At 40.4% G+C, this 20,729-nt stretch carries 19 protein-coding genes; 14 read left to right on the plus strand and 5 right to left on the minus strand.

Annotated features, from left to right (window positions below; all coding sequences use genetic code 11):
- Window positions 1-158 precede the first annotated feature (158 nt).
- Window positions 159-2,684, plus strand: coding sequence for a sigma 54-interacting transcriptional regulator (locus C7B62_RS06775; protein ID WP_106233903.1), 2,526 nt, complete (start codon window positions 159-161; stop codon window positions 2,682-2,684).
- 322 nt (window positions 2,685-3,006) lie between these two features.
- The gene (locus C7B62_RS06780; protein ID WP_106233906.1) at window positions 3,007-3,537 is read left to right on the plus strand and encodes a GNAT family N-acetyltransferase; all 531 of its coding nucleotides are present in this window, start codon (window positions 3,007-3,009) and stop codon (window positions 3,535-3,537) included.
- A 34-nt stretch (window positions 3,538-3,571) separates the two neighbouring features.
- On the opposite strand, the gene C7B62_RS06785 is transcribed toward C7B62_RS06780, so the two are convergent.
- A complete protein-coding gene (locus C7B62_RS06785; RefSeq protein ID WP_106233908.1) occupies window positions 3,572-3,898 on the minus strand; it encodes a type II toxin-antitoxin system PemK/MazF family toxin in 327 nt (108 codons plus the stop codon).
- Window positions 3,889-4,131, minus strand: a complete 243-nt coding sequence (locus tag C7B62_RS06790; protein ID WP_106233911.1) for an AbrB/MazE/SpoVT family DNA-binding domain-containing protein — start codon at window positions 4,129-4,131, stop codon at window positions 3,889-3,891. Before C7B62_RS06790 ends, C7B62_RS06785 begins: the two co-directional genes overlap by 10 nt.
- Before the next feature lie 65 nt (window positions 4,132-4,196).
- Here C7B62_RS06790 and C7B62_RS06795 point away from each other — a divergent pair, with 65 nt between their 5' ends.
- The 9 genes from C7B62_RS06795 to C7B62_RS06835 all read left to right on the plus strand — a co-directional run bounded on the left by C7B62_RS06795 (window position 4,197) and on the right by C7B62_RS06835 (window position 11,790).
- A complete protein-coding gene (locus C7B62_RS06795; RefSeq protein WP_106233913.1) occupies window positions 4,197-5,405 on the plus strand; it encodes a bifunctional 2-polyprenyl-6-hydroxyphenol methylase/3-demethylubiquinol 3-O-methyltransferase UbiG in 1,209 nt (402 codons plus the stop codon).
- A gap of 372 nt (window positions 5,406-5,777) precedes the next feature.
- Entirely contained in the window at window positions 5,778-6,248 is a 471-nt protein-coding gene (locus tag C7B62_RS06800; protein ID WP_199194088.1) for an ATP synthase subunit I, read from the plus strand.
- A 65-nt stretch (window positions 6,249-6,313) separates the two neighbouring features.
- Complete coding sequence (gene atpB / locus C7B62_RS06805; protein WP_106233915.1) at window positions 6,314-7,057, plus strand: F0F1 ATP synthase subunit A; 744 nt, start codon at window positions 6,314-6,316, stop codon at window positions 7,055-7,057.
- A 118-nt stretch (window positions 7,058-7,175) separates the two neighbouring features.
- Window positions 7,176-7,415 (plus strand): ATP synthase F0 subunit C, encoded by a 240-nt coding sequence (gene atpE, locus C7B62_RS06810; protein ID WP_106233920.1) that lies wholly within the window; start codon window positions 7,176-7,178, stop codon window positions 7,413-7,415.
- A 78-nt stretch (window positions 7,416-7,493) separates the two neighbouring features.
- The gene (locus C7B62_RS06815; protein WP_106233923.1) at window positions 7,494-7,925 is read left to right on the plus strand and encodes a F0F1 ATP synthase subunit B'; all 432 of its coding nucleotides are present in this window, start codon (window positions 7,494-7,496) and stop codon (window positions 7,923-7,925) included.
- 60 nt (window positions 7,926-7,985) lie between these two features.
- Window positions 7,986-8,519 (plus strand): F0F1 ATP synthase subunit B, encoded by a 534-nt coding sequence (locus C7B62_RS06820; protein WP_106233926.1) that lies wholly within the window; start codon window positions 7,986-7,988, stop codon window positions 8,517-8,519.
- A gap of 5 nt (window positions 8,520-8,524) precedes the next feature.
- Window positions 8,525-9,076: an ATP synthase F1 subunit delta gene (gene atpH, locus C7B62_RS06825; protein ID WP_106233928.1), complete on the plus strand. Its 552-nt coding sequence runs from the start codon at window positions 8,525-8,527 to the stop codon at window positions 9,074-9,076.
- Window positions 9,077-9,164: 88 nt separating this feature from the next.
- On the plus strand, window positions 9,165-10,682 hold the full coding sequence (gene atpA / locus C7B62_RS06830) for a F0F1 ATP synthase subunit alpha (RefSeq protein WP_106233930.1): 1,518 nt from the start codon (window positions 9,165-9,167) through the stop codon (window positions 10,680-10,682).
- A gap of 157 nt (window positions 10,683-10,839) precedes the next feature.
- Entirely contained in the window at window positions 10,840-11,790 is a 951-nt protein-coding gene (locus C7B62_RS06835) for a F0F1 ATP synthase subunit gamma (RefSeq protein ID WP_106233933.1), read from the plus strand.
- A 143-nt stretch (window positions 11,791-11,933) separates the two neighbouring features.
- On the opposite strand, the gene recQ is transcribed toward C7B62_RS06835, so the two are convergent.
- Window positions 11,934-14,057, minus strand: coding sequence for a DNA helicase RecQ (gene recQ / locus C7B62_RS06840; protein ID WP_106233935.1), 2,124 nt, complete (start codon window positions 14,055-14,057; stop codon window positions 11,934-11,936).
- Window positions 14,058-14,317: 260 nt separating this feature from the next.
- Between recQ and C7B62_RS06845 the strand changes: the two genes are divergently transcribed.
- On the plus strand, window positions 14,318-14,839 hold the full coding sequence (locus tag C7B62_RS06845; protein ID WP_106233937.1) for a hypothetical protein: 522 nt from the start codon (window positions 14,318-14,320) through the stop codon (window positions 14,837-14,839).
- 236 nt (window positions 14,840-15,075) lie between these two features.
- Here C7B62_RS06845 and C7B62_RS06850 read toward each other — a convergent pair whose 3' ends face one another.
- Complete coding sequence (locus C7B62_RS06850) at window positions 15,076-16,071, minus strand: beta-ketoacyl-ACP synthase III (RefSeq protein ID WP_370303824.1); 996 nt, start codon at window positions 16,069-16,071, stop codon at window positions 15,076-15,078.
- Window positions 16,072-16,107: 36 nt separating this feature from the next.
- Window positions 16,108-17,160: a phosphate acyltransferase PlsX gene (gene plsX, locus C7B62_RS06855; RefSeq protein WP_106233942.1), complete on the minus strand. Its 1,053-nt coding sequence runs from the start codon at window positions 17,158-17,160 to the stop codon at window positions 16,108-16,110.
- Window positions 17,161-17,283: 123 nt separating this feature from the next.
- On the opposite strand from plsX, the gene C7B62_RS06860 reads away from it, so the two are divergent.
- Window positions 17,284-18,624 carry a D-alanyl-D-alanine carboxypeptidase gene (locus C7B62_RS06860; RefSeq protein WP_233219846.1) on the plus strand — a complete coding sequence of 447 codons (1,341 nt, stop codon included), beginning with the start codon at window positions 17,284-17,286 and terminating at the stop codon, window positions 18,622-18,624.
- A gap of 482 nt (window positions 18,625-19,106) precedes the next feature.
- Window positions 19,107-20,669, plus strand: a complete 1,563-nt coding sequence (locus C7B62_RS06865) for an MFS transporter (protein WP_106233944.1) — start codon at window positions 19,107-19,109, stop codon at window positions 20,667-20,669.
- Window positions 20,670-20,729 lie beyond the last annotated feature (60 nt).

Raw genomic sequence — 20,729 nt, forward strand, 5'->3', positions numbered from 1 at the left:
ATTCGATGGTTACTTTATTTACGCCCTCGTCTACTAGAAATCTACTACTAGCTATTGAGAAAATTCAAGTATGTAATGATCGCCATCATCAGCGATCTTTTTTATTTTTAATTCCTTAAACTTGTTATGGTGTGAGTATCTGAGCCGAGGATTAACCGATGAACTTACCCGATCTAGTCTCTTTTCTTCAGCACAAAACCTGTTTGAGCATTTTGTCAACGGATATTTTAACGGCGATCGCCGTTAATTTAAGCGAACAAACTATTGCTGCCCAGCAAACGATAATTACTGAAAATACTGCGCCCGATGCTTTGTATATTGTTCAATCAGGAAGGCTAGCTAGTAATAGTGCCTTAGAATCTAGTCAGAGTAGTTTACTATCAGGGACGGTGTTAAATCTCTATGCTCTACTGTTAGATCAGCCAACTCAGTATCAAGTGGAAACGATTACAGAAGTTAAGGTTTGGTTGATTAATCGTGAACAGTTTCAAGCATTAATCCAGCAATATCCCCAGATCCCTCAGGCTTTTTCTCAACAGTTAGCCAGCCAGGTTAAGGAATTATCAGCACAGCTACAGTTTGAACAAGAGCGTCAGGTAATATTAAGACCTTATTTGGTCAGTAAAGCTAAACGGGGTGTCATTGGTAAAAGTCGTTACGCTACTAAATTGCGATCGCAAATTAAACAGGCTGCGCAAACTAAAGAGTCGGTTTTGATTTTTGGTGAACCAGGATTAGAAAAAGATAACCTGGCAACTTTAATTCACTTTGGTTCTGCTAATCGTCGTCAACCGATTATTAAAATTGACTGTTCTAAGTTGCAGACTAGCGGTGCTGAATTATTTGGTCGCAGTGGGGGAAAACCAGGACTAATTGCCAGCCTCCAAGAGGGAACTTTGGTTCTCAATAATATTCACCTATTGCCAAAAGAATTGATTCCCGCGATCGCCAATCTGGTTAAAACCAATCAATATACGCCGATTATCCGTCCAGGGGGAGAAGCAGCCGAACCTCAAAGATCTCAAGCTAGAATAATTATTATTTCTGAGCAAAAGATTCCCGCGATCAATTCGGCAGTAGCAAATCTGATCAAAGTTCCGCCTCTGAGAGTACGTAAAGTAGATCTAGATGAGCAGATCAACTATTATCTCAGTCTAATTGGGCGCAATAAATGTCTGCAAAGAACAAAAATCACTCCTGAAGCAGTGCGCAATCTGCAAACCTATGACTTTCCCAATAATTTACGGGAACTGGAAAGCATTGTCGAACGCGCTTTAGCTCAACTCCAAGGGTGCGATGAGATTACGGAAGAAGTAGTTTGGCAGTCTCAAAGTAAAAAGAAACAGTACCGCTTGAATTTACTCAACAGATATCCTCAGCTTAGGTACTGGTTACGGAGTGACTGGTATCCCACCAGAATCAACTATGGCTTTACTCTCGGCTTTTTTGCCTTTATTGTCCTCATCCTATTTTTTGCCCCCCAAAACCGCCAGGAAAACTTTGCCCTGAACATGTTTTGGGCGTGGTGGTGGCCCTTGATTTTAATTGGCTTTCCCTTTGTGGGTAGGTTGTGGTGTGCCGTATGCCCCTTTATGATTTATGGCGAGATTACGCAAAAACTATCGTTGATATTATTTCCGCGATCGCTTAAAAAATGGCCCAGACAGGCTGCGGAACAATGGGGTGGCTGGTTCTTATTTGGTTTATTTGCGCTGATCCTACTTTGGGAAGAACTGTGGGATCTAGAAAATACTGCCTATCTTTCGGCTTGTTTATTGCTGTTGATCACCGCAGGGGCAATGATCTTTTCTACCATTTTTGAACGGCGTTTTTGGTGTCGCTATCTTTGTCCAATCGGCGGTATGAACGGTTTGTTTGCCAAACTCTCCATGACGGAATTACGGGCGCAACAAGGGACTTGTTCGGCAGAATGTACTACCTACCAATGTTATAAAGGTGGTGCTGCTAAAGGAGAAGGACAAGAAACCAACGGCTGTCCTCTCTATTCCCATCCCGCCCAGTTAACAGAGAATAAAGATTGCGTCCTCTGTATGACTTGTCTAAAAGCCTGCCCTCATCGTTCAGTAGAGTTTAATTTGCGCCCCCCTGGGATTGAACTCTGGACAACCCATATACCCCATAGCTACGAAGTAGCACTATTGTTCTTACTGTTAAATGTGGTCTTTCTCCATCGTCTACCAGAAATATCTACTAGGCTGGGTTTAGATCTGCATCTAGAACGATTTAGTAATCATGCCTTGGTATCAATCATAGTTTTGACTGCACCGATGATCTTCCCCCTACTAGCTCAAGGTATTAATATTTTGATTGGTAAATTAAACCGCACATTTGCACCTCATAAATTTATTGAGCTAGCCTATGGCTATTTACCTCTTGTTTTAGCGGGAAATTTAGCCCACTATCTACGTCTAGGATTGAGTGAGGGAGGCAGAATACTTCCCGTAACGATGGCAACCTTCGGCTTCAACGGATCAATGCCGATGCTGGTAGCTCATCCTGCGGTAATTGCTTTTTTACAGGGTAGCTGTTTAATTGTCGGCGTGGTACTGTCAATTTTATTGACTCAAAAGATTGCCCGTCAGCAGTTTAAATATTTACTTCCGCAACATTTAGCGATCGCAATTTTGGCAAGAGGAATGTGGCAAATTATTGTCGGGTTTTAACCAAGCTGATAGCTAAGTAGACAGATATAGCTCTCTTCTGTAATTCTCGGCAGAAGAGACATAAAAGTCATCCCAACAAAGACACAAGCATTGTGGAAGGGAATTAGTTCTCTCGATCAAACATCAAATCCCAGTCGTGGATTAATTACTGTTCGAGGCTATAGTCATTTCAAATAGCAACCAGTGGATCTTACAACGAAGTAGCAAGTAGCAAGTAACAAGTAACAAGTAACAAGTAAAATTCACCATCATCATTAATACAAAGTAACCATAGGGAAATTAATTAAAATGACTATAAATTATCGTTAGTACTTATTTGAATATGAATATTCGTGAAGCTAAGTTAGAAGATGCAGCAGCGATCGCCTTTGTTCATGTTGACTCTTCGCAGACTACATATCGTGATTTATTGCCGAATGATCATTTAAACAAATTCTCTTACAAAAAACGTGCAAATAACTGGAAAAATAGCCTTAACGTTAGTACTAAAGCCCAAACAAACTATTTCATTTATGTAGCTGAAAATCCTATGGGCGAAATTGTTGGTTTTATAGATGGTGGTTTAGTTAGAGGCGATTCTACTTATCAAGGCGAGATTTACGCTCTATATATTTTAGAAGCTTATCAAAGAAAAGGTATCGGCAGAAGTCTCATTAAGGCGATCGCCTTGAGATTATCTCAATCTAGGTTAACCTCAATTATGGTTTGGGTTTTAGCAGGTAATCCAGCAGTTCAATTTTATCAAGCTCTTGATGCTCAAAGAATAGGACAAAAGCTGATTAAAACTAGAGGTATTGAATGTACCAAAATAGCTTATGGTTGGAACGATATACAGGTTTTGCTGACAGAATAGCGCGATCGCACTTTAAAGATTGTTCAAAAAGATGTTAGTAGACAAACATTTCTTGTAAAACAGATAAAACTGCTTTTAATTCTCTGTTTGATAACGCGCCTAATTTTGAAATCAAGCGTTTTTTTTCAACAGTTCTAATCTGGTCGAGCATAATTTCTCCCTCTTTATTCTGGAAACTTACACCTACCCTACTTTTATAATATTTTTGTTTGCTAGTCATAGGGGCAATAACTACCGTGCGAATATATTGATTCATTTCATTTGGAGAAACCACTACACAGGGACGAGTCTTCTTGACTTCTAAACCGATAGTTGGATCGAGATTAATTAAGTAAACATGCCCTCTTTTTATCATTCCCATTCCTCATCGTATTCCGTAGGAAGAGTATCATCAATTAATAATTCATCATCCCCCTTAGCTGCCATTAACTTAAACGATTCTGCCCAACCCACCCTAATTTGAGCTGGTTTTAAAACAAGATTACCGTCTTTAATTTCTATCTCAACTGACTCACTGAAACCGCATTGCTCCATAATTGTCTTAGGAATTCTAATTCCTTGGGAGTTACCTATTTTTATAATGTCAATTTTCATAATGGCAATTTAAGTAATTACATTGTAATCACTTTAGTTTAACACTATAAAACACAAGTTATTTGATGTCTGATTCACAAGCGATTAATCAAGCCGTTGCCAATTTATACAATACCTATCCCTTTCCCCCCGATCCTCTTTCTGACTTAGAACCCCCAGGCTATAACTGGCGCTGGAGTTGGACGGCAGCCTATAGTTTTTGCACGGGAAAAAAACCCGTAACTCAAGATATTCGGATTCTCGATGCTGGTTGTGGCACAGGTTCTGGTACAGATTATTTAATTCACCTCAATCCAGCAGCAGAAGTTACGGCGATCGATCTAAGTGAAAAAGCGTTAGCAGTGGCAGAAGAACGCTGTAATCGTTCAGGAGTGATTGCTAAACACTCTAAGCCAGTTAAGTTTTTAAACTTGAAGTTAGAAGAGGCAACCCAGCTAGAAGGAGAGTTCGATTTGATTAACTGTGTTGGGGTACTACATCATTTACCTGAACCTGACAAGGGTATAAAAGCATTGGCAAAAAAATTAAAGCCAGGAGGTATTCTTCATATATTTGTTTATGCTGAACTAGGACGCTGGGAAATTAGCTTAATGCAAAAGGCGATCGCACTTCTTCAAGGAGACAAACGGGGTGACTATCGAGATGGGGTAAAAGTAGGTAGGGAAATTTTTGCTAATCTACCCGAACACAACCGTCTTCTTCAGCAAGAGAAAAAACTGTGGTCACTGGAAAATCATCGAGATGAATCTTTTGCGGATATGTATGTTCATCCCCAAGAAATCGATTACAACGTAGAAACGCTATTCGATTTGATTGAAGCTTCGGGATTAGATTTTGTCGGCTTTTCTAATCCTAAATATTGGCAACTAGACAGGCTCGTCGGTGAATCTGAAGAATTAATGATTAGAGCAAAAGGATTGAGCGATCGCGCTCGATATCGTCTAATTGAATTACTAGATCCTAGTTTGACCCATTACGAGTTTTTCTTGAGTAAGCCAATTTTAGTAAAAGAAAACTGGTCGGATGACGCAACCTTGAATGGGGCAATTCCCGAATGTAATCCCTGTATGCAGGGGTTTCCTAGCCAAAGTTTTCTGGACTTTGAATATCAAATGGTGCATTTAACAGAGGCAGAGTATCAGTTTATGTTGGCTTGCCACCAGAATACGGAGCAACAAGTCAGGGTTGGTGAGATTTTGACGAGGTGTGACTTGAATTTAGAGGGAGTGCGATCGCTTTTTGAACGACAGTTAATTATTTTAAGCAGCAATTAAATCTGCAATTATCTAGAATATTCAATTAATTTTTGATTTAAAGCGATCGCCTTTGATCAGAGTTCTCATGCTGAAGATGAACTAATGATGATTTGAATCGAGAAGCTAATCACCTCAAGCCCATAAGTTTACTTAAATATCCCTCACTTGCCCATTTAGAAATTTTTAATAATTGGTTACAGTACCGTGATATGATTTCTGGGTACTGTGACTGAAAAGCATTACTGCCAGGTTCGTAGTATTGCCCAGTAGTGCCTTAGTAAACAATTGTTGGGCTAAGGTAATTCCATTATTCAAATGGATAAATAGCTGCTTAAATTGATCTACATTATATGTAAAGAAATTTAGTGGTAGCAGTAACCAAAAATAAGAATGGATTCGCATTCGAGTGACGTGCTTTTGTCTAATCAATCTTCCGAACCATTACTAGTTCAAAATGAGCAAATTACTCATCATGATGCTGGTTCTTTAGAAGCTCATGACTCAATGGCAGATTTTTATCAATTACAGCGATCGCTGTTGTTAACTACTCTGGTATTGATGGGAATAATTTTTTTTCCTGTGTGGTATTTTTTCTCTCTTAATACTGCTTTTAATTATTTATTGGGTGCAGTTGTTGGGCTGGTGTATTTGAGAATGTTAGCCAAAGATGTTGAGCGCCTAGGTCAACAACGCCTCGGTGCTAAGGGATTAGGACTTTTTGTCATCCTGATACTGATTGCTAGTAAGTGGCAACAGTTACACATTCTTCCTGTCTTTCTTGGATTTCTAACTTATAAGCCAGCGATCATTATCTACACTGTTAAGTCAATCTTTTGGTCAACAGAAGAAAATGATGCTTGAAATAAGAGATTTTTAAAGAAACTACAAGAGCAGTTTTAATTTAATGTTTTGTTCAATCTAGGCATATGGAAATTCTAGGTGCTTTGACTTTTGTAAATACTTATACCCTGGCGGAACTAGAAGTTGGCGAACATTTTCTGTGGAAAATCGGCAATTTTACAGTTCACGGACAGGTTTTTCTCAATTCTTGGATAGTAATCGGACTTTTAGTAATAGCTTCTTTAGCTGCCACGCGGAACATTCAAAAAATTCCTGGTGGGATTCAAAACTTCATGGAGTTTGTCCTCGAGTTTATTCGAGATTTGGTGAGAAATCAGATCGGGGAAAAAGAATATCGTGACTGGGTGCCATTTATCGGCACTTTGTTTTTGTTCATCTTTGTGTCAAATTGGTCAGGTGCATTAGTCCCCTGGAAACTCATTGAGTTACCATCTGGTGAACTGGCTGCTCCCACAAATGACATCAATACAACGTTAGCTCTAGCATTGCTTACTTCCTTGGCGTATTTCTACGCTGGATTGAAGAAAAAAGGACTGAGTTACTTCAAACATTATATTGAACCAACTCCTGTTCTACTTCCCATTGCAATTCTAGAAGATTTCACCAAGCCTCTTTCTCTAAGCTTCCGTCTCTTTGGTAATATTTTAGCTGACGAATTAGTAGTTGCTGTATTAGTACTGCTGGTTCCGTTATTCATTCCATTACCAGTTATGGCATTAGGCTTATTTACTAGTGCGATTCAAGCTTTAGTATTTGCTACCCTAGCTGGGGCATATATACACGAAGCTTTAGTAGATCACCACGATTAAGAGGTTCAATTTAGAAGCAATCTAACTTCTAAATTTTGTTTAAGTGTTGAAGTATAGTTACTATGACTTCAATCCATTTTTTAAGTTCTTTCAGTAAATTTAAAGTAGGTAAAATTTCATGGATATTCAAGTTGCTTCCGTTATCGCTGCTGCATTAGCTATTGGTTTGGCTTCAATTGGCCCTGGTATTGGACAAGGTAATGCTTCTGGGCAAGCAGTAGCTGGTATTGCTCGTCAGCCTGAAGCTGAAGGCAAAATTCGCGGTACTCTGCTATTGACTTTGGCGTTTATGGAATCTTTGACCATCTATGGTCTAGTAGTCGCCTTGGTATTATTATTTGCCAATCCCTTCGTATAAATTTTTCTAAAATCTGTTGGAGATACTTTTGAGTGTCTCTACAGGTTTGATTGTTCAATCCAATTTGCCCTATAAAAAATGTTTGATTTTGATGCGACTTTGCCTTTAATGGCAGTGCAGTTTTTGCTCTTAACAGCACTGTTAAACGCAGTATTTTACAAGCCATTAATGAAGGTGCTGGATGAACGAGAGGATTATCTTCGCAGTGGTGATACTGGTTCTAAAGATAAACTAGCCAAAGCTGAAAGCATAGTCAAAGAATATGAGAGACAAATAGCCCAAGCGCGCCGAGAATCTCAAGATCTGATCCAAAAAGCTCAAGCAGAAGCAAAGGAAATTACGACGACCAAAGTGGCCGCCGCCCAGCAAGAAGTTCAATCCCAAAGAGAAGCCGCAACTCAAGAAATAGAGCAGCAAAAAGCAGCCGCTTTTGCAACTTTAGAGCAGCAAGTTGATTCTCTGTCTCGTCAAATCTTAGAAAAAATACTCGACCCAGAATTAGTCAAATAAATTAAATAAATTTGATTAATAGCGGTCATAAATGAAAAAAATAACAAAACTCAACTGGGTATGATAGAGACTTTATTATTTCTTGCAGAAGCACACTCAGAGGTTGAAAGTGGTTTTGGTTTAAATTTAGATATTTTTGAAACAAACCTAATTAACCTCACCCTCTTAGTGGGAATACTAGTTTATTTTGGTAAACCAGTACTGAGCAAAATTTTGACCGAAAGACGTTCAAAAATTGCCGAGCAGATTCAGGCAGTTGAGCAGAAGAAAAAACAAGCTGAGGTTACTCTAGCAAACGAACAGAAAAAACTAGAAGAAGCTAAGGTAATAGCTGCTAAAATTCGTTCTGAAGCAACTACCAATGCTCAAAAAGCAAGAGAAGCGATTTTAGCTCAAGGTGAAAAAGAGGTTCAACGCCTCAGGGAGATTGCGGGTAAAGACCTTAGTTCCGAACAAGAAAAAGCGATCGCCCAGCTAAGAGCGCGTGTAGTGGCATTAGCTTTAGAACAGGCAAGATCCCAAATGGACAATATGCTGAACGACGACGTACAGCGCAAGCTAATTGACCGCAGTATCGCTAAATTAGGAGGTTAATCATTATGGGTGGAACTCTAATCAACAGTGAAATTGGAGAACCCTATGCACAAGCATTAATGTCTCTAGCACAGCAGCGTGATTTAACCAATCAGTTTGGTGAAACTTTCCGTTCTCTAGATTCATTACTTTCCGAATCAAAAGAATTCAAAGACTTTGTGCTTAATCCAGTAGTTAAAGGAGAAGACAAAAAAGCAGTACTGAAGCAGGTATTGGGTAACGACGCAAACCCGTACTTAGTAAACTTCATGATGCTCTTGGTTGATAAGAGACGGATTGTCTTTTTAGAGCCAATTGTCGAGCAATATTTAAACCTACTGCGCAAGCTGAATCAAACTGTTCTGGCAGAAGTAACTTCTGCTACAGAGTTAAGCGATTCCCAGAAACAAAGCATTATTGAAAAGGTAAAGGCGATCGCTGATGCTCGTGATGTAGAGCTAAAAACCAGCATTGACTCTGACTTGATTGGCGGGGTAATTATCAAAGTTGGGTCGAAAGTAATTGATGCCAGTATTCGCGGACAACTCCGTCGTATTAGCATCAGCTTAAATCAATAAATCACCAGGCAGGCGCAAGAACTATTTAAGGGATCGCCTCTCAACAATCAGACAGAATAAAACTAACTCTTAACATACAAAGAAAGCTATGGTTAGCATCAGACCAGACGAAATTAGCAACATTATTAAGCAGCAGATCGAATCTTACGAGCAGGACGTTCAAGTATCCAATGTAGGTACTGTACTTCAAGTAGGTGATGGAATTGCGCGGGTTTACGGTCTAGAGCAGGCAATGGCAGGAGAACTGCTGGAGTTTGAAGACGGTACAGTAGGTATCGCTCTTAACTTGGAAGAAGATAACGTCGGTGCTGTACTGATGGGTAACGGTTTCGGTATCCAAGAAGGAAGTACCGTCAAAGCTTCTGGTAAAATTGCAGCGATTCCCGTGGGGGAAGCTCTAATTGGTAGAGTTGTTGATTCCCTGGCAGCACCTCTAGATGGAAAAGGTGAGATCAACAGTAATGAAACTCGCTTGATTGAATCTATGGCTCCAGGGATTATTGCTCGTAAGTCAGTTTGTGAACCCATGCAAACAGGAATTACAGCGATTGACGCGATGATTCCAGTTGGTCGTGGTCAACGTGAATTGATTATTGGTGATAGACAGACTGGCAAAACTGCCGTGGCGGTAGATACCATCATCAACCAGAAGGGTGAGGATGTAATCTGTGTATACGTGGCTATCGGGCAAAAAGCTTCTACAGTAGCTCAGGTAGTTAATACCCTCGAATCAAAAGGAGCAATGGACTATACCGTAGTCGTTGCGGCCAACGCAAATGATCCTGCTACTCTACAGTACCTTGCTCCCTATACAGGTGCTGCGATCGCCGAATACTTTATGTATCAAGGTAAGGCAACCCTAATTATCTATGATGATTTGACCAAACAGGCTCAAGCATATCGTCAAATGTCCTTGTTATTACGCCGTCCACCAGGTCGTGAAGCATATCCAGGAGACGTATTCTATCTTCACTCCCGTTTATTAGAACGTGCAGCAAAATTGAGTGATGCTTTGGGTGGTGGTAGCATGACTGCTCTACCGATCATTGAAACTCAAGCTGGTGACGTATCAGCCTATATTCCGACTAACGTAATTTCTATTACTGACGGTCAAATATTCTTGTCTTCTGACTTATTTAATGCTGGTTTCCGTCCAGCGATCAATGCGGGGATCTCAGTATCCCGTGTCGGTTCGGCAGCTCAAACCAAAGCGATGAAGCAGGTAGCAGGTAAACTTAAGCTAGAACTGGCTCAGTTTGCCGAATTAGAAGCATTTGCTCAGTTTGCCTCAGACTTAGATGCTGCTACTCAAAATCAACTTGCCAGAGGTCAACGTCTACGTCAAATCCTTAAACAAGCTCAAGGTTCTCCTTTATCGGTAGCCGAGCAAGTGGCAAAAGTATACGCTGGCTTAAATGGTTATTTAGATGATGTTCCTGTCGAAAAAGCGAGTGATTTCGCTCAAGGATTACAAGAATATCTCGGTAGTAGCAAAGCCAGATATGGTGAGATCATTGCTTCTGAGAAAAAACTAACCGACGAAGCGGAAAACTTGCTTAAAGAAGGAATTAACGAATTTAAACAATCCTTTATGGCAACAGCTTAACTTTTTAGGGTAATGGGTAATGGGTAATGGGTAATGGGTAAGCAGGACATAGGAAATCAATAATATTGACCTATTACCTACTACCTACTACCTATTTGCGAAGCTTATCCTTTAGGACTACCTATTATTTTTTCCTCATCCTTCATCCTTTATAAATATGGCTAATTTAAAAGCGATTCGCGATCGCATCGCATCAGTTAAAAATACGAAGAAGATCACCGAAGCAATGCGTCTAGTTGCTGCTGCTAAGGTTCGTCGCGCTCAAGAACAGGTCAACTCAACTCGTCCTTTTGCCGATAGCTTGGCACAGGTGCTTTACAATATCCAGGGCAAACTTCAGTTTGAAGATGTTGAGCTGCCTTTGCTTGAACAAAGAGAAATCAGGAAAGTTGCTCTACTAGTAGTGAGTAGCGATCGCGGTTTATGTGGTGGTTATAATGCTAATGTAATTCGTCATGCTGAAAATAGAGCTAAAGAATTAACCTCTCAGGGTATTGAGTATACCTATGTAGTTATTGGGCGAAAAGCAACTCAATACTTTGGCAACGAAACTCGCAATGCGCCGATCGAAAAAAGCTTTGTTGGTTTAGAGCAAATACCTACCGCTCCTGAAGCAGAAGAAATTGGAGATGAATTATTATCTCTGTTTTTAGCAGAAGAAGTAGACAAAGTAGAGCTAATTTACACTAAGTTTGTATCTTTAATTGCTTCTAAACCCGTAATTCAAACCTTGCTGCCTTTAACAACTCAAGGGTTAGCAGTAAAAGACGATGAAATTTTCCGTCTGACCACTAAAGGTGGAAAATTTGGTGTAGAAAGAGAAAGCGTCACCTCAAAAGTTGAATCATATCCTCAAGATACAATCTTTGAACAAGACCCAGTTCAGATCTTAAATGCTTTACTACCTCTTTATCTCAATAACCAAATTTTGCGCTCTTTACAAGAAGCGGCAGCCAGTGAACTAGCAGCCAGAATGACGGCGATGAATAATGCTAGTGAAAATGCGAGCGATCTGATGGGCAACTTAACCCTGTCTTATAACAAAGCCAGACAAGCTGCAATTACTCAGGAACTTTCCGAGGTAGTTGCTGGTGCTAATGCTTTGTAATTTGAGGTTAATTAGCTAGTTTTAGGCTCTAAGCTCTAAGCCCTAAGCGAAATCATAAATCTATACATCTATTGAAGACAACCAACGTTCAGAGGAAATCTGAGCGTTTTTTTTATGAGGATGAGCGTCGAGAGATGTCACTATCAGTTATTATTGCGCCACCAGCCACGAACTAACCTAATTTCTTCATAGCTATATTCCTCTCCCAAACTATCTTTAATAGGGGTTAGAGTCATATCTCCCACCTGTCTAATCACCTCGATAATTGCCTGCTGTTTATCGGGTGTAACTAACTTATTCAGCGCAACTGGCTGGTTCATTTCGATTAGTTCGCTCAAGTGAGTATTAATTGTACTAACGGCAAAACCACGCTGCTGAGCAATTTCGGTGACGCTTAATCCCTGTTGATGGAGTTGCAGGGTAGCCATTTGGCTTTTAGAAGGAATACTGACGGGAAGCTGATGCTGTCGATCAAATTCCAGAATTTCGGAGATAAAGCGATCGCCGTATTGTTGTGCTTTATATTCATTGACCCCTGAGAGGTTAGCAAAATCGGTAATATTTTTAGGGCGTAGCTGCGCCATTAGTTTAAGACTAGAATCAGCAAAAATCATATAGGGGGCAAGAGAATTGCGATCGGCAATTTGTTTGCGTAGCTTCCTGAGTTTTTCAAACAGTAACTCTGCTTCTGCCTGACGGGGATTATAAGCCGTGGTAGTCTTCCCTGGCGACTTGTCCACTGCTACCTCAACTTTTAATTGTCCACGGAAAATTTCCCAACTACGTTTATTTAGCTTAAGCACGGGATAACCATCAGTAGTTTGTCCCACTAAGCCTTGATGGATGAGACTTCTCCCCAGCATCCTCCATTCATCAGCAGTTCGACCTTTACCGATGCCGTAAGTAGACAAAAGGTGATGTCCATATTGATGAATTTTTTGCTTACGCGAACCGATCAGCACATCAACTATATGATTAGTGCCAAACTTTTCTTGGCAACGGGCAACACAGGAAAGAAACTTCTGAGCCTCTTCTGTCCAGTCTTCAATTGGCTTAGGGTTGAGACAGTTATCACACTTACCGCAGTTTCCTGAATAGCGTTCCCCAAAATAGCGCAGGATAATTTTACGACGGCAATCATTCCCCTCGGCGTAGTCGATTACCTGTCTTAACTGTTGTCGAGCAATCTTTTGTTCGTTAGCATCGGGTTTCTGTTCAATCAAAAATTCAATTTTTTTGCGATCGCCAAAACTAAAAAATAATACAGATTTAGATGGTTCTCCATCTCTGCCTGCCCTACCTGATTCTTGATAAAAGCTTTCCAGACTGCGGGGCAAATCATAATGGAACACAAAACGTACATCGGGCTTATTAATACCCATCCCAAAAGCGATGGTGGCAACAATGATCTGAACATCATCCCGCAAAAAACTGGTTTGATTTTTGCTGCGTTCTTCTACGGGTAATTTGGCGTGATAGGGTAAAGCGTCAATCCCGTCATGTTTAAGTCTAGTCGCAATTTCTTCCACACGATTACGACTCAGGCAATAAACTATCCCAGCCCCAGATTCTGCCCGAATAGCCCGCAGTAACTTGAGGTAAATATTACGGTCTTTGGGCTGGATTTCATAGTGAATATTGCTGCGGTCAAAACTAGCCACATGAATGTCAGGCGATCGCAAATTTAATTGGTTAACAATATCCTCTCGGACTCTTTTAGTCGCCGTGGCGGTAAGTGCCTGGATCGGGATCTGTGGATAGCGCTGACGGATTTGTTTTAATTGACTATATTCTGGGCGAAAATCATGCCCCCACTCCGAGACGCAGTGAGCTTCATCAATAGCGATCGCACTAATGCCCACATCATGATGTACCCGATCTAGAAATAAGGCAAATCTTTCATTGAGTAATCTTTCTGGGGCAACATAAAGTAATTTAACTTGATTTTTAAGAATTGCGATCTGGCGGTTTCTTCTCTCCTCATACTCCAGCGTGCTATTTAGGTAGGTAGCATTAATCCCGTTGTCCTGTAAGGCATCTACCTGATCTTGCATCAGCGCAATTAACGGGGAAACCACAATGGTTAGACCTTCTCTGAGTAAAGCTGGTAGCTGAAAACAGAGGGATTTCCCCCCTCCTGTGGGCATAATCGTCAGTAAATCCTTATTGCGTAAGGCAGCTTCAATAATCTTCTTTTGCCCAGGACGAAAAGTGTCGTGACCAAAATAATGTTTTAAGGAATCCTCCAGTGAGGCGAAAGTCAACATAACCTATCAGGGCAATAAATGATTATTTGTTTTTAGTTCTCAGGAAAATTATAGTTGTCATACTGGAATTCACCAAGGCAGAGAGTTTCCTGGAAATCTTTATGTAGTTTAATTGTTTCACAAAATGAAGAAATTATTAGAAATTAAAGACTTTTGGGCAACAGACCGCATGATCTCACCCAAGATAATGAGCAAACAATATACAGTTGGTACTATAAAAATAAAGATAATAAAAGCTTCATAACTAAATAATTAAGAAGATGAATCCTAATAATTGGTTGAGCGTCTTTTCCTTCTGTGCGATCGCCACCCTCTTGAGCATAAGTTATGGTTGGTTGGTGAAAAAAGAAAAATTACCCTTCAACTCAATCATGGCTTTTAATGATACACAGTTGCAGTTTATGAAGATTTGGGTCAATGTCGCTTTGGTAATTGGGGTAATTATTCCTGTGATTATGTGGATTGTCTTTTGGAATACGCCAATTCTGCGTCAATTTTTCAGTTGCTACTTATTGGCTGTTGTTGTTCAGTTAGCCTGTGAGATTAGTTTTAGCCGTACATTTTGTAAAAGCGTTGTGGTAATTATTGGAACGCTTTACACGGGATTTCGGATTTGGCAATTATGGTCTGGGTTGCAATTAGTAACTTATTCTCAGCCTTGGCTTGGTTTGTTGTGGTTAGTTTTACTATTTTGGATAGCAAACATGATTATGTTAACTACGATGGCGATTCCTAGCATCCTGCCCAAATTAGATAGTTATAGCTTCAGTGATGAGGAGTAGTTTGAAGTTTAATTATTGTGGCTTAGAAAGTGCGATCTTTTGATAAATTATCCTCTGACAGGACAAACGGAGTATTACTGCTTAAGTAAATTTTAAAGTGAATTTTTTAATGATTTTGGAGATTAGAAGTAAAAAGTAAAGCGATCGCACCTTAAATTCGGAATGTGTTGATACAGCTTTCAAAAGATATCCTAACGTATATGCGTAATGCTATAAATTAAAAATATTCACCGAAATTAACCCCACTTAAAGATAGCCGAACCCCAGGTTAAACCTGCACCAAAACCAGAAGCAGCGATAATATCTCCAGGCTTAACTCTACCATCTCTTACCGCAGCATCAAGGGCAAGGGGAATAGAAGCTGCGGAGGTATTACCATATTCAGCTATATTGCTTAAAATCTTAGATTGGGCAATATTAAGCCGTTTTGCTACGGCATCCATAATGCGTTGGTTTGCCTGATGAAGTAATAGCCAATCAATATCATCGGCGGTCAAATTTGCCTGAAACATTGTCTTGCTGATTGCTTCGGGAACTTTGGCTACAGCAAAGCGATATACTTCTTTACCGTTCATCGTGATCGGATTATAAGAACCGTGTTGTACCGTCAGATTGTCAACTAAAGGTTTACCATTGCCATGATAATTGAGGTTAAGAGAATCATTTTGACTACCATTACTATACATGCCGAAACTCAGTAAACGGTTGTCTTTTACCCCCTGACATACCACTGCACCAGCACCATCACCAAACAAAATACAGCTAGTGCGATCGCTCCAGTCTACCCAGCGAGAAAGCACGTCTGCACCAATAACTAGCACATTGTGATACATTCCCGTACTAATAAACTGCGAAGCGGTAATTAAAGCAAACAAAAAGCCCGAACAGGCAGCAGTTAGATCGAAGGCTACAGCATTAGTTGCGCCAATCAAGCCTTGAATTCGACAGGCGCTACCAAATAAATCGTCGGGAGTGGAAGTCGCCAGAATAATTAGATCAATGTCTGTCGGGGAAATTCCCGCCATGGCGATCGCGCCCTTAGCAGCGACAGCGGATAGCTGACTTAGAGATTCGCTGGGTGAAGCGATATGACGGTTTTTCATCCCTGTTCTAATGTTGATCCACTCATCGGAAGTATCTACCATCTGAGCAAGATGATCATTAGTCAAAATTGACTCTGGTGCAGCCGAACCACATCCAGTAATCGCCATACCCACACCCATATTGTTCAATGTCTTACTCCATTACTTGTTTGAGCTATCTATAAATTAATTAGCTGTTGCTTCGGTATGTGTTTCCGTTGCCAATTGTTGCTGATTATTAGCTTTAATCTTTTCTAATACCTCATTGTCGATCGCTTCTTTCGCTAAGCGAATAGCACTAAATATTGAACCTCGGCGAGAACTACCATGACTAATAATACAAATTCCTGCGACACCAAACAACAATGCTCCTCCGTGTTCAGCGCGATCAATACGGCGCTTGATGTTCATTAAATTAGGCTTGAGGATGGCTGTCCCTAATTTACCGTGTACGCCTTGAGGTAACTCCTCTTTCATAATTTGCAGCATTACCTCACCAATTGCCTCAGCAAATTTAAGCACAATATTGCCCACAAAACCATCACAGACGATAATGTCAAATTCACCCGATAAGACATCTCTGCCTTCAGCATTTCCCAGAAAGGGAATCTGGGGATTATCAGTTAATAACTTATGAGTAGACAAGGCTAGCTCATTTCCTTTAGAAGACTCTTCGCCAATGTTGAGCAAACCGACTTTCGGTTCTGATCTTCCCAAAACATATCTGCTGTAAATCGTACCCATCAAGGCAAACTGTTCTAAATATCTTGCTTTGCAATCTACATTTGCCCCAACATCTAAAACAATTACCGATTGATCGGGAATAATTGTAGGTAAAACTGCACCAATTGCTGGACGTTCAATACTTTGTAAAAGACCCAGTTTTAGTCGAGCAGATGCCATAGCTGCGCCTGAATGCCCCGCTGAAACCACCGCATCGGCTTGTTTCTTTTTAACTAAATTTATCGCCACGTTAATTGAAGCTTTAGGTTTGCGACGAATCGCTTTTAACGGTTCTTCTTTCATGGCGATCACGTCTTCGGCATGAATTACCTTGATCTGTTCTGAATTTTTACCGCCATGTTTCTTTACCAGAGAGTTTATCTGTTGCTCATCTCCCACCAGTAAGACATCTACGCCTAATTCTGCCGAAGCTTGGATTGCTCCTGCAACAATTTCTTCAGGGGCAAAGTCTCCCCCCATAGCGTCTACTGCAATCCTTGCGCGCGTTAATCCCATGTAGCAAATTTTATATAAGCCTTACAAATTTTAACAGTCTGAGGTTAAAGATTCCTAATATTCAGCGAAAATGACTTAAAAAATTATCTTGAGGAACTTTTATGGAAAATAAAAACGTTATAAATGGTGTTGTTATCTTTGATTACTATGTTGGATTTGCTAGTTTTGAGTGTGACAAGCGTTACTACTTGGTTTAATTGGTTTAATCCCTTTCCCCCAGGCAAAGCTGATTTACAACCATTAGAATTTTTCCCCTGGGAACAATCCGCTGTATTTAAACTGCCTGAATTTAATCGCGATCGCCTTAGTCAAACCATCGTCGATAATTATCTACAAAAGCTCACTCAGCAAGGATTTAATCGCGATCGCCAAGGGATATGGGTGCAATCGGGTTGGGATATATCGGCGAGTAATTTGGGCAAGATACCTCTTCCTGCTGCTTCTTTGAGCAAAATTGCCACCACTCTAACTGCTTTAAGCGAATGGGGCGCAAATCATCAATTTACGACAGATGTTTACTTTACAGGTGAAATTAATCATGGTGTGGTTACGGGAGATCTAATTATTCAGGGAACGGGCGATCCTCTGTTTGTCTGGGAAGAAGCGATCGCTTTAGGCAATGCTCTCAACCAACTCGGTATTAAAGAGATTCTGGGCAATATTTTAGTTACAGACAAATTTTATATGAACTTTGAGTCGCAATCTGTAACCGCAGGCAAACTCTTGCAGCAAGCGTTAAATCAAAGTTTGTGGTCATCAGAAATTAGCCAGCAATATCAACAGATGCCAATCGGCACAAAACACCCAGAAGTAATAACTAAAGGACAAGTCAAGCAAATCAAACAACTTCCTATTAATGCGCAACTATTAATTAATCATCGCTCATTACCGTTAGCAGAAATCCTGCGCCAAATGAATATTTATAGTAATAACCAGATGGCGCAAATGTTAGCAGACTTGCTAGGTGGTGCAGACATAATTGCTCAATCCGCAGCCAAAATAGCTGGCTTCCCTCAAGCAGAAATAAAGCTAGTTAATGGTTCGGGTTTAGGAGAGGAAAACAAAATATCCCCTCGTGCAGTTTGTCAAATGCTGATGGCGATCGATCGCCTACTGCAACAACATGACTCTGATTTAGCCAATATAGCCGACCTCTTCCCAACGGCTAGTAAAGATTTCGTCGGCACAGTCAAAGATCGAGGTTTACCTAAAGGTACAACCATAAAAACAGGAACTTTAGACAACGTTAGCGCTATAGCTGGGGTAATTCCGACAAGCGATCGCCTCTACTTCAGCATCATCAACTATGGTCGTCCAGTGAACTATCTCCGCCAACAACAGGACAATCTCTTAAACCAATTAGTACAACCTTGGCAACTAATACCAAATAACTTTAATCTGACTCAAAAAAATAATTGGGATCTCGGCAATCCGCAGCGCAATCAGTTAAATACTCTCAATTAATTCAATTTATGGCGATCGTCTTTAAGTAAATATGCTAAGTAAATATGCCAATTTTTGGTGTTTATAATCTCTAATAATCTGTCTTTTAGCTTGACCTATGCAAAAAAGTATTTTTAGTATGTAAAAACAACATAAATATGAGAACAGAGATGATTTCAGTATCAATATATACGATATACCCTGGATTTTAGTGTAATCATGACCTCAAGATTAGTGTATTTAAAGAACTAAATTTAGTCGCTCAAGTTGATTAAATGTCGAAAGAGAAAAGCTAAAGTTAGAGGCAATTATTACAAACATATTATAGTAAGCATTTAAAGCAAAAATCTCAACATTATGAGCTTTGCCTAACTTTCTTATGCAGTCTTTCAATTTCAATTCAATTTCAAATATTGTAGTTAGATTTATCAGGGAAGACTTAACAAGTGTTTTTAACCGAATTTATCAGTAAAGCAACTCAGGGAAGGTATAAAATCCTGCACATGACTTGGTTTGCTTTCTTCTTATCCTTTGTAGTTTGGTTCAACTTTGCCCCTTTTCAAACCACGATTGGGCAAGATTTTGGGCTAACTAAGCCACAATTAGGCACGATCGGCTTGTGTAACGTGGCACTGACGGTGCCAGCACGGATTCTCATTGGTATGCTGCTGGACAAATATGGACCTCGTATTACCTATTCTCTACTTTTAATTTATGCAGCAGTTCCCTGTCTAATTTTTGCTACTGCCCAAAGTTTTAATCAGCTTGTGTTGGGTCGTTTGTTGATGGGTATTGTTGGTGCTGGTTTTGTGATCGGTATCCGCATGGTCGCAGAATGGTTTCCCCCTAAAGACGTAGGTACAGCAGAAGGAATTTACGGTGGTTGGGGGAACTTCGGTTCGTCGTTTTCCGCCTTCACCATGGTTTTATTTGCGATCGCACTATCTGCTTTGCCTGGCTCGTTTAGTTTTGGTGAACCAGAAAGTTTTAAAATTCTCTTTTTCCCTGCTGTCAATGCCGAGGTTTTAAACTGGCGTGCAGCGATCGCTGGGAGTGGAATCATTGCCGCTATTTACGGCGTAATCTACTACTTTAGCGTTAGCGATACTCCACCTGGAAAAGTCTATCGTCGTCCTCGTAGTGCCAGAGGTATTGAAGTAACCACGGTCAAAGATTTCTGGTTCTTGATGCTCATGAATCTACCTTTAACTCTCATCTTGGGTGTATTGGCTTGGCGCTTACAAAAAGTAGAGTTCTTGACTAATGGTGGTATGTATATTGCTTGGCTTATCTTAGCTGGTTTATATGCCTTTCAATCATATAACTGTTGGGTAGTAAACAAGGAGCTATTAGCAGGTACGAAGCGTTATCCTCCTGAAGATCGCTACGATTTTAAACAGGTAGCGCTGTTGGAATTAACATACGTAGTTAACTTTGGTTCAGAACTAGCTGTAGTGACAATGTTGCCTGCTTTCTTTGAAGGAACGTTCGGTTTAGATAAGGCGACGGCAGGGATTATTGCCTCTACCTATGCCTTCATGAACCTAGTATCCCGTCCTGGTGGCGGAATTATTTCCGATACTTTGGGAAGTCGCAAATGGACTATGGCAATTTTGACGGGCGGGATGGGAATTGGTTATTTATTAATGAGTCAGGTTGGTAGTAGCTGGTCACTATCTCTAGCAGTGTTGTTAACTATGGCTTGTTCCTTCTTTGTCCAAGCGGCTGAAGGTTCTACCTTTGCAATTGTCCCGTTGATTAAACGTCGAATTACAGGACAGGTTGCTGGTAATGTTGGTGCTTACGGTAACGTTGGTGCAGTAGCTTACCTGACAATTTTGCTACTGTTGACGGAAAGATCGGAAACAGCTAATGGTGGCGCAGCAGTGATGTCAGCTGTAAACGGTAGTTTCTTTCAAGTGTTAGGTATTGCAGCCCTAATTGTGGCTTTCTTGTGTGCTTTCTTCCTCAAAGAACCCAAAGATTCTTTCGCGGATCATTATGAAGGTGAAGAAGATAACCTGACTGTACCAGAATCAAAAAATTTAGAGCCAAAAAGGACTTGAGCGATCGCTAGGTCATAATTACTTTAGTGCTGGGGATGTCTTTAGATCTTCTCAGCACTT

The sequence above is a fragment of the Pleurocapsa sp. CCALA 161 genome (assembly GCF_003003995.1).
In the GTDB taxonomy this organism is placed as follows: Bacteria; Cyanobacteriota; Cyanobacteriia; order Cyanobacteriales; family Xenococcaceae; genus Waterburya.

Bases quoted from the DNA above. Each gene is read 5' to 3' on its own strand.
- C7B62_RS06835 (WP_106233933.1), top strand. From the start codon at position 10,840: ATGGCTAATTTAAAAGCGATTCGCGATCGCATCGCATCAGTTAAAAAT.
- atpA (WP_106233930.1), top strand. From the start codon at position 9,165: ATGGTTAGCATCAGACCAGACGAAATTAGCAACATTATTAAGCAGCAG.
- C7B62_RS06780 (WP_106233906.1), top strand. From the start codon at position 3,007: ATGAATATTCGTGAAGCTAAGTTAGAAGATGCAGCAGCGATCGCCTTT.
- C7B62_RS06800 (WP_199194088.1), top strand. From the start codon at position 5,778: ATGGATTCGCATTCGAGTGACGTGCTTTTGTCTAATCAATCTTCCGAA.
- atpE (WP_106233920.1), top strand. From the start codon at position 7,176: ATGGATATTCAAGTTGCTTCCGTTATCGCTGCTGCATTAGCTATTGGT.
- C7B62_RS06775 (WP_106233903.1), top strand. From the start codon at position 159: ATGAACTTACCCGATCTAGTCTCTTTTCTTCAGCACAAAACCTGTTTG.
- C7B62_RS06785 (WP_106233908.1), bottom strand. From the start codon at position 3,898: ATGGGAATGATAAAAAGAGGGCATGTTTACTTAATTAATCTCGATCCA.
- recQ (WP_106233935.1), bottom strand. From the start codon at position 14,057: ATGTTGACTTTCGCCTCACTGGAGGATTCCTTAAAACATTATTTTGGT.
- C7B62_RS06815 (WP_106233923.1), top strand. From the start codon at position 7,494: ATGTTTGATTTTGATGCGACTTTGCCTTTAATGGCAGTGCAGTTTTTG.
- plsX (WP_106233942.1), bottom strand. From the start codon at position 17,160: ATGGGATTAACGCGCGCAAGGATTGCAGTAGACGCTATGGGGGGAGAC.
- C7B62_RS06865 (WP_106233944.1), top strand. From the start codon at position 19,107: ATGACTTGGTTTGCTTTCTTCTTATCCTTTGTAGTTTGGTTCAACTTT.
- atpB (WP_106233915.1), top strand. From the start codon at position 6,314: ATGGAAATTCTAGGTGCTTTGACTTTTGTAAATACTTATACCCTGGCG.
- C7B62_RS06790 (WP_106233911.1), bottom strand. From the start codon at position 4,131: ATGAAAATTGACATTATAAAAATAGGTAACTCCCAAGGAATTAGAATT.
- C7B62_RS06820 (WP_106233926.1), top strand. From the start codon at position 7,986: ATGATAGAGACTTTATTATTTCTTGCAGAAGCACACTCAGAGGTTGAA.
- atpH (WP_106233928.1), top strand. From the start codon at position 8,525: ATGGGTGGAACTCTAATCAACAGTGAAATTGGAGAACCCTATGCACAA.
- C7B62_RS06795 (WP_106233913.1), top strand. From the start codon at position 4,197: ATGTCTGATTCACAAGCGATTAATCAAGCCGTTGCCAATTTATACAAT.
- C7B62_RS06860 (WP_233219846.1), top strand. From the start codon at position 17,284: ATGGTGTTGTTATCTTTGATTACTATGTTGGATTTGCTAGTTTTGAGT.
- C7B62_RS06845 (WP_106233937.1), top strand. From the start codon at position 14,318: ATGAATCCTAATAATTGGTTGAGCGTCTTTTCCTTCTGTGCGATCGCC.